This window comes from Acholeplasma laidlawii (genome assembly GCF_015709225.1).
GTDB lineage: Bacteria > Bacillota_I > Bacilli_A > Acholeplasmatales > Acholeplasmataceae > Acholeplasma > Acholeplasma laidlawii_A.
In genome coordinates this window covers 83,722-98,204 of record NZ_JADNRS010000029.1, presented here as the reverse complement: position 1 = coordinate 98,204, position 14,483 = coordinate 83,722, and the positions used below count along the sequence as shown (strand labels likewise).

Below are 14,483 nucleotides of genomic sequence, written 5' to 3'. Positions count from 1 at the left end.
TATACAAGATTTTGATAAATTTTCATATGGTGAAATAGAAATCAAGTTATGCTCTAAATACTGCTTTAAAATTGAATTCTAATCTGTTTTGAATGGATTTGAGTGCTTTTTCAACATCTAATTTTTCTAGTGTTTTTTCTTTGTTATTGAATGTCATTGAAATTGCTAGTGAGTGGAATCCTTCTTCAATATTTGATCCACTATAGACATCAAACACTTCAATATTGGTTAATAGTTTTCTAGCTGTTTGTTTAATAATACCTAAAATATCGCTAATTGGATAGTCTTTAGATACGACAAACGAGATGTCTCTTTGAATCGATGGGTATTTAGAAATACTTTCAAAAATCATTGGTGATTTTGTTGTAATGAGTTTAGATAAATCTAATTCTAATACATAAGTATCTTTAATATCATAAGCTTCATCAGTTAATGGATGTGTTTTACCAATGACCCCAACAAATAAATCTCCTACATAAATATCGCCTTGGATACCAGGGTGTAGGGCAGTTACACGGGAGGATTGTTTAACATCAAATGAGACATTTAATGTCACACCGATTTGTTCTAAGATACCTTTTAATGTATAGAAATCTGATTTAATATCACGTTTTAAGTAGTTAGAATCTAGTAAATTACCATTGATTAACACTGCTAAGTGATTTTTTTCAACATCTTTTGCAAAGACGTGACCCATTTCAAATAGCGTAATATGTGACATTTGTCTTGATAGATGATAGTTTAAGTTTTTTAATAAACCTGGTATTAATGATTGACGTAAAATCTTACGATCATCACTTAACGGCATTAAAATACTTACTGATTCACCGACTTTGGGGAATGACTCAATATCTGATTCTGATACTAAACTGTAGTTAATCACTTCATTTAAGCCTAAACCTACTAATGTATGTTTAAGTGCTCTATTCATTTTTTGACTGTAGGATAGTTCACCTAATAAATTTGGTTGAAGTTTTTTACCTTCAATATGGTGATAACCATAAACACGTAAGACTTCTTCGATAACATCTGCTTCAATTAAGATATCTTTTCTATACCCTGGTGCTTGAATAAGTAATGTGTTGTTGTCTAATTTTGTTTGATAGTTTAACTGTGCAAGTATCTTATGTAATTCAGTGTCATTTAGTGTTGTTCCTAATAAACCATTTACATGTTCTAGTGATAATTCAATCCATGGGTTTTCTTCTATTACATTTGTTTTTGATGAAATACCTTGATAAACTTTAGCATCTGCTAACTCAACAAGGAGTTGAGTAGCTGCTTCTAAACCAATACGTACTCTTTTCTGGTCAATTCCACGCTCAAAACGTAGTGATGAATCACTTCTTAAATCTAAGCGTTTAGATGTTTTAGCAATCACACTTGGACTAAATTGAGCTGCTTCAAGCATAATTTTAGTTGTACTTTCATCAATACCAGATTCTAATAAACCCATCACACCACCAAGTGCGATTGCATTATTACCATCTGTAATTACGATGTCTGACGGTTCTAATACACGTGTAACTTCATCTAGTGTAACAACTTCTTCACCTTCATGTGCTTGACGTACTAAAACTGTATTTGAATTTACTTTGTTTGCATCAAATGCATGTAGTGGTGTACCATAAGTAATTAAGATATAGTTAGTAATATCTACTACGTTATTAATCGGACGAATATCGCTTTGAATTAGAGCGTTTTTTAACCACCATGGACTTTCTTTAACCACAACATCCATAACTCTTAAATCATACGTTAAACAGTTATTAGTATCTAGTACTACTTGGACATCATTTTTATGTGCTACTTCTTTAAATGTTGGTTTTGGAATATGGACCTTTTTATTAGTCATTGACGCTAAATCATAAGCAAACCCTAGGTGAGATAGTAAATCCCCTCGATTTGGTGTTAACCCTAAAAGTAGTTTCATACCATCTAAACCAAGTGCTTTAAGTGCATCCTCACCAGGTGTTACTTTATGGCTAAAATTATAAATGCCATCTTTATACTGAGCAGGTACATGTTTTTCATCAAATCCTAGTTCTTTTAATGAACAAATCATACCATTTGATGTTTCACCACGAACCACTGCAGCTTTAATTTCAAAATTACCAGGTAGTACAGATCCTACTTGAGCAACAATAACATATTGCCCGCTGCGCACGTTTGGTGCCCCACAAACGATGTCTAAAACTTTACTACCAATATTAACTGTAGTTTTGCTTAAAGTATCGGCATTTGGGTGTTTAACACATGTTTCAACATAACCTACTACAAGTTTAGTAGATGAGTTTAATGCTAAATAATCATCGACTTCGATGATTTGTTGATTTGTCTTTTCATATAAATCATTCGGTACTTCAATAAATTGTTTTAATATATTATCTAAAATAAACATTATAAGACTCCTTTAAATTGATTTAAGAAGCGTAAGTCATTCGTATAGAATTGACGGATATCATCAATCTTATATTTTAAGATGGCAATACGTTCAAGTCCAATCCCAAAAGCAAACCCACGGTATACTTTAGGATCATATCCACCCATAGTTAACACATTCGGGTGTACCATACCAGCACCTAACACTTCAATCCATTCTGTTTTACCATCACTATCCACATAGGATACATCGACTTCTACAGATGGTTCAGTAAACGGAAAATATGATGGTCTTAAACGAATCGTTCTTTCTTCACCAAAGATATGACGTGCCATACCTAGTAGTGTTTCTTTAAGGTGTGCAAATGTAACATTCTTATCGATTACTAAACCTTCACATTGCATAAATTGGTGTGAGTGTGTACGATCATCTGGATCTCTTCTATAGGTTTTACCTGGTGCAATAATCGCAATCGGCTGACCCTTTGATTTTTCCATATAACGTGCTTGGATTGGTGATGTGTGTGTTCTTAATAATGTATTTTGAGTCACATAAAAAGAATCATGCATTTCTCTAGCAGGGTGATCACTTGCTAGATTCATCATTTCAAAGTTATATTTATCTAACTCTAGTTCTGGACCTTCAGCCACCTTATAGCCTAAACCAATAAAGTAATCTTCTAAATCCTGAGTTACTAAGGTTAATGGATGTAAACTACCTTTTTTAAAGTTTAACCCTGGCATTGTAACATCAAGTGTTTCTTTTTTTAGTTGTTCATTCATTGCTTTTGTAAGTAATATATTTTTTTGTTCTGTAATTACATGTTCAATCGAAAGCTTTGCATCATTGATCCATTGACCAAACTTTGGTTTTTCTTCATTTGGTAATGTTCTTATTAAAGACATCTGAGATGTTAAAATACCGTTTTTCCCTAGATACTCAACTCTTAATGCTTCTAAATCATTTAATGTTAAATCCGGATGGATTTTATCATTTAATGATGTAACAATCGAATCTATTTTTTCCTTCATTTTCCATATTTCTCCTTATCATATTTAAAATAAAAGTCCTTAGACGTATAAATATACGCTAAGGACGATCAATCGCGGTACCACCTTAGTTCCAAGAAAAATCTTGGCACTTAATTTCTTGTAACGTAAGATCTACGGAAAGGATTTTACCCCTTCACTCCATAACTGAATTCAAATATATATTTCTTAAGTGGCTTCCACTATCCCACTTTATCGCTGGTTAAGAATTAAATATACTTTACTACTGTTATATCAACGTTTTAATTATTATTTCTACCCATAACTGTAACTGCTAATCTTAGGATATTATAGTATATCCATATTAATGTTACCATAAAACCTAAAGCAACGGTCCATTCATAGTGTTTTGGAAGTCCCATTCTTACAACACTTTCAGCACGATCAAAGTCTAGAGTTAACATTAATGCACCCATAACGATTAAGATTAAACTGATTGCTATTGTAACTTCGTATGAGAAGAATCCATTAATATATTCAGGATTCACTAAACCTACAATACCGACGATTAAAGATCCAACTAATACAGTTAATAATGCACCAAATACAACTGATCTTAAAAGGTTAGACCCTCTTAATAACCCTGTATTATATAGTGTGAACATCACCCCAAATACAAGTGCTGTGCCAAGGAGTGCAATCGATGCAACACCTGGGAAGTACATTTCTAATACCCAAGTTAAAAGTCCGTATGTAAAACCTTGTAGTACTGCATATAAAATACTCATAGATGCAGCAAGTTTAGGTACAAACATTGCAAGTAATACTGATATGAATGCAAAGATTCCTGAACCAATTAAAATACCAAATAGTAAACCTTCAGGCATCACTTGTGCTAAGAAGATGGATGCAAAACCTGTGATTAAGGATATGACTACAAGAGTAATCGTTTTTAATGTAATACCTGATTTAGTTGCAACTTCTACGTTATCTGTAAATGCTTGTTTTTCCAAGCTTGTAAATACTGGATTTGAACTACGCATATTCGTTTCACCTCTTCATCATTTTCAAGATTATTATAACTTTATTTTAACATTTTAATTAAATAAGTCTTTAATATGTGTAATTTTATACAATTAGTATTTATGAGCAAATAACCCATGATCAAGTTCACTACTTACATCTGCTAAGTCATCAAATGCGCCAGCTAAATCTAATCTTTCAAATACTGTCTTGTTTAATTTTCCACGTACTCTTGCATCTTCTTTTGAATTATAAGGTTTTTCTTCTCTATTTTCAACAATATTGATTGCCGCTTGTAATCCAAGGCCATCAATACTTGAAAAAGGCATACGTAATCCATTGTTTTCCATCACAAACTCTTTAGCATGTGATTTTTTAATATTGACAGGTAAAAATTTAAATCCACGTTTAGTCATTTCAAGTGCGACTAGAAGTGTCACAATAACATCTTGGTCTTTCGCAGTTATATTATTATCATTTCTTAATGTATTAATTCTATTTCTAATTGCATTTGTACCTGCAACCATAATATCATGTTCAAATTGTACAGCGCGTTTACTAAAGAAACTTGAATAGAATAACAGTGGACTATAGACCTTAAACCATGCAATACGCATTGCCATAATAACATATGCAGTCGCATGCGCTTTAGGGAACATATACTTAATTTGAGATGCACTCCATATATACCAATCAGGTATCTTACTTGCTTTCATCTCACTTTCATATTCAGCCCATTTTTTAGGGTTTGATGAAGGTCTACCCTTTCTAACAAACTCCATAATTTCAAATGCTTTAGCCTCTTTCATACCACGATTAGATAACTCCACCATAATATCATCACGACAACCAATGATGTCATCAAATGAAATTTTACCAAATTGGGTAGAACCTAATACAAGTTCTTGAGAGTTTTTTAACCAAACGTCTGTACCGTGCGATAGACCAGATATTTTAACCAACCCTGCAAATGTTGAAGGTCTTGTCTGTTGTAACATCTGTCTTGTAAACGGTGTACCGAATTCCGGGATTGCATAACTTGCAATGTCACCATAAACATCATCTTTATCTTTTAATCCAATTACAGAGGTATTTTGGAATAAGCGGTAGACATTTGGATCATCTAGCGGAATGTCTTGTGCATTATCAAAAGGGAAATCCTCAGGATGCTCTTTAACATAGTCCATTAAAAACTTAATCATGGTTGGATCATCGTGACCTAGAATATCTAGTTTTAGTAAGTTATCTTCAAAGGCATGATAATCAAAATGTGTTGTTTTCCATGCACTATTGACATCATCTGCTGGATATTGAATTGGTGTTACATCATAAATGGATTTATCCTTTGGTACAACAACAATCCCACCTGGGTGCTGACCCGTCGAACGTTTCACACCTTCAATACCTTTAGCTAGACGCTCAATATACGCACTTCTTGCATCTTTACCTAGGTATTCTAAATAACCTTTAACATAACCAAATGCGTTACGCTCAGCAACCGTTTGAATGGTTCCTGCTCTAAAGGTATATTCTTCACCTAATAGTTCTCTAACATAGTCATGTGCTTTAGACTGGTAATCTCCACTAAAGTTTAAGTCAATATCAGGAATTTTATCCCCATCAAAACCTAAGAAGGTTTCAAACGGGATATCATGACCATCTTTATGCATGGGTTCCCCACAAATAGGACAATTCATATCTGGTAGGTCATAACCTGATTTAACATGTTTTAATACTTCGATGAATGGTTCATCTCTAGCATCAACACCTTGTTCATAGATTTCTTCATCTGTCAGTTTAAATACTGCATATTCACCCTTCTTACAACGATAGTGTGGTCTTAAAGGGTTTACTTCTGTAATATTCATTAAGGTTGCTACAAGTGAAGATCCAACAGATCCTCTAGAACCTACTAAGTAGCCATCATCTAATGATTTTTTAACTAATAAATGAGAAATAAAGTAAATTGGTGCGAATTGGTTATCAATAATATTGGTTAATTCTCTTTTAACTCTACCTAACACATATGGATGTATTGGATCACCATATAATCTTTTTGCTTCATTCATAACCATCTCTTCAACATGTTCTTTAATCGATGGAATACCTAATGTATCTTTAAATGCGTGATCTTTAATAGAGTATAATTCTTTAGGAAAAGCTCGTACATTATCAAACATATCACTTAACTTGTTTGTATTTGTAACTACAATCTCATAAGCTGTTTGTTGATCTAAAAATGAGAATGCTTCCAACATTTCAGTGGTTGTTAATAGATGTTGGTCTGGTGATTTTTCATAATTTGCAAGTGGGTGTAAACCACCACCAACAGATTTTGTTTGAATATATATTTCTCTATATTTCTTATCTTCCGGATTTAAATAGTGCGCATTAGAAGATGCTATTACTATTTTGTTTTGCTCTTTTGCATACGTAATAATCTTTTTTATTGCTGCTTGAATCACTTCTCTACCAAGTGCACCAATTTCATTTTCTAGATGGAGGTATGCATTTAATGGTTGTACCTCAATATAGTCATAAAATGAGATTGCTTCTTTTAATTGTTCATCATTTAAATTAAGTGCAGCTTCAAACACTTCACTACGCTCGGTACCACTACCAATTAATAAACCTTCTCTATATTTTAGAAAGACAGATTTTAATAACCTTGGTCCACCGTCAAAGTGCGTTGTTAGGGCATCGGATACCAATTTAAAGAGATTTTTGTAGCCTTCTTGAGTTTGAGCAAGTACTGTAGCGTATTTAGGAATTGGATGACGCCATACTTCATTCATATCAAGGGATGCTTGTAATTCAAAATAACTATAAATTTCTTCTTTATAGAAATCTTGTAACATGTTTAAAAACACTTCTGCAGTTGCATAGGCATCATAGATAGCACGGTGATGTGCTTCTAGATTGACTTTAAAGAACTTCGTTAAAGCTTTTAAATTAAATCTTTTTAGATCAGGAATATTTCCAGCATCATTCACATAGAATCTTGCATGATTCTTTTCTTTATTTGTGTTGTTATAGAAGTATCTTGCAATGTTTAAAGTGTCAATGACAGCAAACGGTTCATGCTCTAAGCCAAGTAATCTAGATTTTTCATAAATAAATCCGATATCAAAAGATGCATTATGAGCAACTAAAACAGTTCCCTTAATAAACTCTAAGAAGGTAGGTAATACTTCTTCAATGGTTTTTTCATTTTCAACCATTTCATCTGTAATATTTGTAATACGTTTTGTTGTTTCACTTAACTGCTCTTCAGGGTTAATTAAAACTTCAAAACGCTCTGCAATAAATCCACCTCTGACTTTATATGCAGCAATTTCTATAATTTTATCTCTTGTAAATGAAAAACCTGTAGTTTCAATGTCAAAAACGGTATAGACTGCTTCTTTAAGTAGAATATCTTCATGATAGTCTTTGGCAACCCAAAAAGCTTCATCATCGACATAGTCTAGTTGGACTCCAAATATTGGTTTTATCTTTTTACCTTTAATTGCTTTATGTAGTTCAGGGTAGGCATATAACCCATTTCTATCTGTAATAGCAAAAGCTTTATGTCCCCAACTTTCTAGGGTTTCCACATAATCAGTAATTGAGGTGACTGCATCCATAGGTGATGCTTTGGTATGGATGTGAAACTCAACACGCTTTTCTTTTGCTTTATCGATACGTTCAAACTTTTTAGGACGCTCTATTTGATAAAAGGCTGTTGCCATAATAGTGACTTCTTTTTGGAAAGTGTCATATTCTGCACGGCCAGATACTTGAATAATATCCCCGACTTTAACCTCTTTGGCTAAAGCAACATCTTTAGGTGCTCTTATAAATCTTTTAACTGTAATTGCATCATCCTTGTCAAAAATAGACATGGTTAAAAGGTTTGTATTTTTAAGCTCTCTAACCTCAGATTTAAACACTTCACCTTCAATTAAAAAGTTTACATCGCCTTTTTCATTTTGGTATTTATCAAGTTCATAGGCACTCTTAGGGATTTCACTAATAGATACAGCAGATGGACTAGATTTTCTATTAAATGTTGTTTTTTTATCTAGAATAACAGCATCAGATGTTTTAACTAAACGCTCCATACTCTCTTTTTGAGATTCAATGGTTTGTCTTACTTGTTCAGCAACAGGGATTAAATCCTCATTGACTTTAAGTGTAAAATCAACATCTAACCCATGTTTTTTAAAGTATTTCTTTAAGTCTGGTAAATATTTTTTTAACCCTCTACTATCTTTTTCAATTAGAATTGTATAGACGTTGTTTTCAAATTCCACTGTGTAATTTTTAAAGATAAGGACTGGTTGAAAAATTTCAGAAGCTTTGTGGATTAAAGCTTCATAATAAGTTTTATAGTGTGCTGATAAATCTGCTTGTTTAAATGTAAACTGATAGTCTACATGTGAAACTACATCTTTTTTTAAAAATAATGTTTGTAGTTGGTTTGTAAATAAACTCATTTCACTTGGTAACATCAATTCATCAAATGTTATATCAAATATTAAGGATTTTTCTCGTACCTTTACAGTTACTGAATTTAAATATGCAGTAGATAATGGGTGTGTATTTAATTGGGCTTGTTGTAAGAATAGATCAAACTTGGTTGACATGATTTCACTCCTATATCATTTTAAGCTTTAAAAAAGCTATACGCATATAAATCATCATTAAAATGATGCCTAAAAATATAAATAATCCACTACCTAAAAATAATGCAAACAAACTCATCACCACATATGGTGTTAACACATAAACAGCTATTTTAAATTTAAATTTAAATGGAATGAGTGTTCTAGAAAAAGTAGCCGAAATAATTACAAAGAATATAAGTTCTATAGCTGATGACAAGAGTGTAACAAAACTACTAAACACTTTTGTTGGCGCACTATACTCTATGGCTATGCGATTTATACCTCTGATGAATTTATCAATGTTTGTTAAAGAATAATCTGAGAAATCAAAATCACTAAGACCTAACTCATCATAACTATATGTTTTAGCTAGTACACCAAACGTATATAACTTCACTCCATCTTTAATTAAAATGATGCGAATACCTTGGTATTCTGGACTTGTTGGTGTATTTACAATACCAATCGTATAGATATCTAGATTAATGTATTTATCACTATTTAAAAATTCTTGTTCAACGATAAGTTCACCAGCTACTATTTTGTGTGTTCCACTTAAATTTTCAACAAATTGCTCTTTAATTTCTATTTTATTACGATCACTAAATCCCGTGTTTGCCCAGGTTATCATCATAAAAGGTAGTGCAGTAAGCATGAGCATTAAAAAAAAGTAAACCCAAACATTTAGCCATGAGTCTTTTAGGTATATGTATAATTCACTTGGTATTAACAGAGCTCTTTTAAATCTTTGGTACATATTATTATACTTCCTTCTTAAATTATTATAACATAATAGGACAGTTATGATAAAATTAATATTGGTGAAACTATGAACTTACTAACAAAAGAAAAACATTACAATACATTAAATAATTATTACAGAAAAACTTATAATCAAAAAGTGTTTAAAGTTGCTTTAAACGCAGGCTTTACTTGCCCAAACATTGATGGAACAGTTGCATCCGGCGGATGCACCTTTTGTTCTTGGATGGGATCAGGTGACTTTGCCGGAGATAAAAGAGATTCTTTAAAAGTACAATTTGAAAACATCAAACAACAGATGCATAAAAAATGGAAAGACGGCTTATATATTGCTTACTTTCAAGCAAACACTAACACCCATGCACCACTGCCTAGATTAAAAGAAATATATGAAGAAGCTATTACACTTGATCCTAAGATTGTGATGATATCATTAGGTACTAGACCTGATTCATTACCTGAAGATGTTTTAGACTACTTAGAGGAACTAAACACTAGAATGCCTGTTCAAGTTGAACTAGGGCTTCAAACTATACATCAGTCCACCAGTGATTTAATCAATCGTGCTCACGACCTAAAAACCTTTGATGATGCGGTTTTAAGGTTACATAAACGTGGTATTGAAGTGGTTGTACATATCATTAATGGTCTTCCAACAGAAGACAAAAATATGATGTTAGAAACAGTTAAACACTTAAACACGCTACCGATTCAAGGGATTAAAATCCATATGCTTCACTTAATGGAAAAAACAAAGATGGGTTATGATTACCTTCAAAATCCATGGGAATTATTAACACTTGAAGAGTATGTTGATATTACAACTGACCAACTTCTTTGGTTAAGACCAGATATCATTGTTCACCGTGTCACTGGTGATGCACCAGAAGAAATGTTAATCGCTCCACTTTGGACAAAAAAGAAGTTTGTTGTTGCTAATGAAATTGATAAGAGATTAAGAAAATTAGGGCTATTTCAAGGAGCTTACTATGAAGAAAGCAAACGTAATTGATCTTGCACACAATATCTTATTAAAACATATTCAACCACATATGACGATTGTTGATGCTACCTGTGGTAATGGTCATGATACTTTGTTTTTAGCTTCTAGAATAGAACATGTACATGCCTTTGATATTCAACAAGAGGCACTAGATAATACTAGAGAACTCACGAAAGATTTAGACAATATCACATTCCACCATACATCACATGAGCATATAACAAAACTAATCTCAAACTATGATGGTGTCATCTTTAATTTAGGTTACCTACCTAAAGGTGATAAAAGTATTACAACGCACCACATATCTACTGTAAACACTTTAAAATCCTTACATGAAAAGCATCAAGGATTTGTCTTAATTGTTGCTTACCCAGGACATACTGAAGGCATTATTGAACAAGTTGCGCTACAATCTTTTTTAGATAAACAAGATATTAAGTATGAAGTCATAAGACTTCCTCATATCACTAAAAAAGATGCACCCTTAATTTATTTTTATACATACTAAATACATACACTATAAATAATAGAGACGATAAATCGTCTCTGTTTTTAATTTTATTATTTATAATCAATTTCTAATTTTTCTACAAAATCAAATAATTGCTCAAATTCACCTGCGGCTGACATAATAAGTCCATGACATACTACTATGACTTTATCTAAATGTTTATACTTATCTAAAACACTAAATAACCTAGTCTTTAAGTGTTCATATGTTTCCCAATTATATATTGTAGATTCATTTCTAATACCTTTTGAATCACGGTATTCTTGATAAAGTTTTCTAAAATCATCAATTTTATAAGTATGTGTCATATCGGGCATCCACTCATGTAAATCATTTTCTACCCTTAACTTAATATTTGTTAATCTTGAGATGGTGGCTGCTGTTTGAAGTGCTCTTGTATAGGGTGATGAAATAATGATATCTGCACCTAATAAAGAGGTATCACTTCCTCTAAATTCGGCTTGTTGTTCACCATTTTCAGTTAACCTGCCTAGTTCGTGACCCATACCAAAGTAGCCTCTTTCGTCTACTTCATCATATCTTGGTTCTGCGTGTCTAATTAAGATAAATTTTGCCATACAAATCCCCTTACTCTACGTTTTAAATCTATTATACTTTATAAACATTTATTTTTTTATATTTCATATAATAAAAAGTGCTTCTATTTATATCACTTAATATGATTTTAAATAGAAGCACACTTGGTTTTTTATCTTACAACGATATTTACAATCTTATTTGGTATAACAATGACTTTAACAATTGTTAATCCTTCAACGTGCTTGATGACATTCTCGTGTTCAAGCGCTAGTTTTTTAAGATCTTCTTCCACCATATCTTTTTTCACTTGAAGTCTACCACGTAGTTTTCCATTTACTTGGATAGCTACTTCAACTTCTGTTTCAATTAAGAATGATTCATCATAAGTTGGCCATTCAGAATAAACTAAATCTTCATGATGTTTTAACACGGTCTCGTTAATTTCTTCTGTTAAGTGAGGTGCAATTGGATTTAATAATTTTAAGAACCCTCTTGCTTGAGCAGCACCAATCACTTTGGTCTTATAGACTTCATTTACAAAAATCATCATTTGAGAGATTGCCGTATTAAATGCTAACTTTTCATAATCTTCTGTAACTTTTTTTACAGTTTGGTGATAAACGGTTTGTAGTGACTCTACTGGTTGTTGTATAATTTCAAAATCAAACATTCTCCAAACACGGTCTAAGAAACGCTTAGCACCATCTAATCCCTCATTACTCCATGGTTTTTCAGCTTCTAAAGGCCCCATGAACATCTCAAATAATCTTAAAGAATCTGCACCATGACTTTGAATAAAGTCATCAGGTGAGACACTATTTCCCTTTGATTTACTCATCTTAGAGTGGTCAGCACCTAAAATCATACCTTGGTTTACAAGTTTCATGAACGGTTCTTTGGAACTTACAAATCCTAGATCATAGAAGAATTTATGCCAGAATCTTGCATAAAGTAAGTGACCTACTGCATGTTCTGTTCCACCAACATAAAGATCAACTGGTAAGAACTGATCAAGTACTGCTTTAGCTTCTTTAGAATCTAATGGAATATAACCTAAATTAGATTTAAGAATATAACCAATGTAATACCAACTTGAGCCTGCAAGTTGCGGCATAGTGTTTGTATCACGTCTACCTTTTTTACCGTTAATATCAACATATAACCAATCATGTGCGTTAGCCAGTGGTGATTCACCAGTTCCACTTGGTTTAATAAATTCAAGATAAGGTAATTCCAGTGGTAATTCGTCATCTGGTACTAAATGAATTTGTCCATCTTCATCATAAATTACAGGGAATGGTTCGCCCCAATATCTTTGACGACTAAAAACCCAATCTCTTAATTTATAAGTATGGTGTTTATACCCTTTTTTACGATCTTCTAAATGTTTAGTTATTTTTTCAATAGCCTCATCATTATACAATCCATCAATGATACCGGAGTGATGATGAATACCATCTCCAGTATACGCACCTTCACTACCACCCTTAATAACTTCTATAATATTTAAACCATATTGCATCGCAAAATCATAGTCTCTGTCATCATGTGCAGGAACTGCCATAACTGCACCCATACCATATTGAGGTAGTACATAGTCACCAATCCAAATCGGAATCAATTGGTTTGTTAGAGGGTGTTTTGCAAATGCACCAGTAAAAACACCTGTTTTAGTTTTATCTGCAATACGATCTAAATCAGACTTCATTTTCGTTTGTTCAATGTATTTTAAAACATCTTTTTCTTCATCTTTAGTCACGATTTTTTCTACAAGCGGATGTTCTGGTGAAAGTACACAGTAAGTTACACCGTAAATGGTATCTGGTCTTGTCGTAAATATTTCAAATTTGTAATCTGTCGATGCCACTTGAAATTCAATTACGGCGCCACTAGATTTTCCAATCCAGTTGCGTTGCATTTCTTTTAAATTTTCAGGCCAATCTACTAAAGCAAGATCATCAAGTAATCGATCTGCATATTCAGTAATTCTTAATACCCATTGGCGCATCGGCTTTTTAATAACTGGATAGTGTCCGCGTTCAGATACCATTTGTCCATTAATGATTTCTATTTCATCATTAGCAAGTACTGTACCTAAACCTTCACACCAATTGACTTCAACATCTTTTAAGACCGCTAACCCCTTTTCATAAAGACGTTTAAAAATCCACTGAGTCCATTTAAAATACTCAGGGTCTGTTGTAGCTAGTTCTTTATCCCAATCTACACCTTTACCCATTTCAATAATTTGTCTTTTGAAATTACTAATATTTTGGTATGTGAAAGATTTCGGATCTTTTCCGGTTGCAAGGGCATATTGTTCAGAAGGTAACCCATATGCATCCCACCCCATTGGATGTAACACATTATATCCTTGCATACGTTTAAAACGTGACATGATATCTGTTGCTGTATATCCTTCGATGTGCCCTACATGTAGTCCTGAGGCTGAAGGGTATGGAAACATATCTAAAACATAGTATTTCTCATGAAATCTATCGTTTTTAGTTTTAAACAACTTATTGTCTAACCAATGTTTTTGCCATTTTTCTTCTATTTTTCTGTGTTCATATTTATGCATATTCTTAACCTCACTCATTCACTCTATTATATACAATTC

At 32.6% G+C, this 14,483-nt stretch carries 9 protein-coding genes and 1 other annotated feature; of the genes, 2 read left to right on the top strand and 7 right to left on the bottom strand.

The genetic code is table 11. The features are described 5' to 3' along the window. Positions 1 to 46: 46 nt before the first annotated feature. The 5 genes from pheT to IY230_RS02605 form a co-directional block, all read right to left on the bottom strand. Entirely contained in the window at positions 47 to 2,401 is a 2,355-nt protein-coding gene (gene pheT, locus IY230_RS02625) for a phenylalanine--tRNA ligase subunit beta (RefSeq protein WP_196369789.1), read from the bottom strand. Beyond that, on the bottom strand, positions 2,401 to 3,414 hold the full coding sequence (pheS, locus tag IY230_RS02620; protein WP_196369788.1) for a phenylalanine--tRNA ligase subunit alpha: 1,014 nt from the start codon (positions 3,412 to 3,414) through the stop codon (positions 2,401 to 2,403). The genes pheT and pheS overlap by 1 nt, the downstream gene beginning before the upstream one ends. 57 nt (positions 3,415 to 3,471) lie before the next feature. Next, positions 3,472 to 3,679: a binding site (T-box leader), on the bottom strand. Next, positions 3,675 to 4,415 carry a Bax inhibitor-1/YccA family protein gene (locus IY230_RS02615; RefSeq protein WP_196369787.1) on the bottom strand — a complete coding sequence of 247 codons (741 nt, stop codon included), beginning with the start codon at positions 4,413 to 4,415 and terminating at the stop codon, positions 3,675 to 3,677. Its footprint overlaps the feature before it by 5 nt. A gap of 93 nt (positions 4,416 to 4,508) precedes the next feature. Further along, complete coding sequence (locus IY230_RS02610) at positions 4,509 to 9,023, bottom strand: PolC-type DNA polymerase III (RefSeq protein ID WP_196369786.1); 4,515 nt, start codon at positions 9,021 to 9,023, stop codon at positions 4,509 to 4,511. Between the two features lie 10 nt (positions 9,024 to 9,033). Further along, positions 9,034 to 9,801, bottom strand: coding sequence for a DUF1189 family protein (locus IY230_RS02605; protein ID WP_196369785.1), 768 nt, complete (start codon positions 9,799 to 9,801; stop codon positions 9,034 to 9,036). A gap of 60 nt (positions 9,802 to 9,861) precedes the next feature. On the opposite strand from IY230_RS02605, the gene IY230_RS02600 reads away from it, so the two are divergent. Together IY230_RS02600 and IY230_RS02595 are read left to right on the top strand one after the other, a co-directional pair. Continuing rightward, the gene (locus IY230_RS02600) at positions 9,862 to 10,818 is read left to right on the top strand and encodes a TIGR01212 family radical SAM protein (protein WP_374978442.1); all 957 of its coding nucleotides are present in this window, start codon (positions 9,862 to 9,864) and stop codon (positions 10,816 to 10,818) included. Continuing rightward, complete coding sequence (locus IY230_RS02595; protein WP_196369783.1) at positions 10,796 to 11,320, top strand: class I SAM-dependent methyltransferase; 525 nt, start codon at positions 10,796 to 10,798, stop codon at positions 11,318 to 11,320. The genes IY230_RS02600 and IY230_RS02595 overlap by 23 nt, the downstream gene beginning before the upstream one ends. 53 nt (positions 11,321 to 11,373) lie before the next feature. Here IY230_RS02595 and IY230_RS02590 read toward each other — a convergent pair whose 3' ends face one another. Both IY230_RS02590 and leuS read right to left on the bottom strand, forming a co-directional pair. Continuing rightward, the gene (locus tag IY230_RS02590; RefSeq protein ID WP_196369782.1) at positions 11,374 to 11,901 is read right to left on the bottom strand and encodes a histidine phosphatase family protein; all 528 of its coding nucleotides are present in this window, start codon (positions 11,899 to 11,901) and stop codon (positions 11,374 to 11,376) included. Positions 11,902 to 12,032: 131 nt separating this feature from the next. Then, the gene (leuS, locus tag IY230_RS02585; RefSeq protein ID WP_196369781.1) at positions 12,033 to 14,444 is read right to left on the bottom strand and encodes a leucine--tRNA ligase; all 2,412 of its coding nucleotides are present in this window, start codon (positions 14,442 to 14,444) and stop codon (positions 12,033 to 12,035) included. Positions 14,445 to 14,483 lie beyond the last annotated feature (39 nt).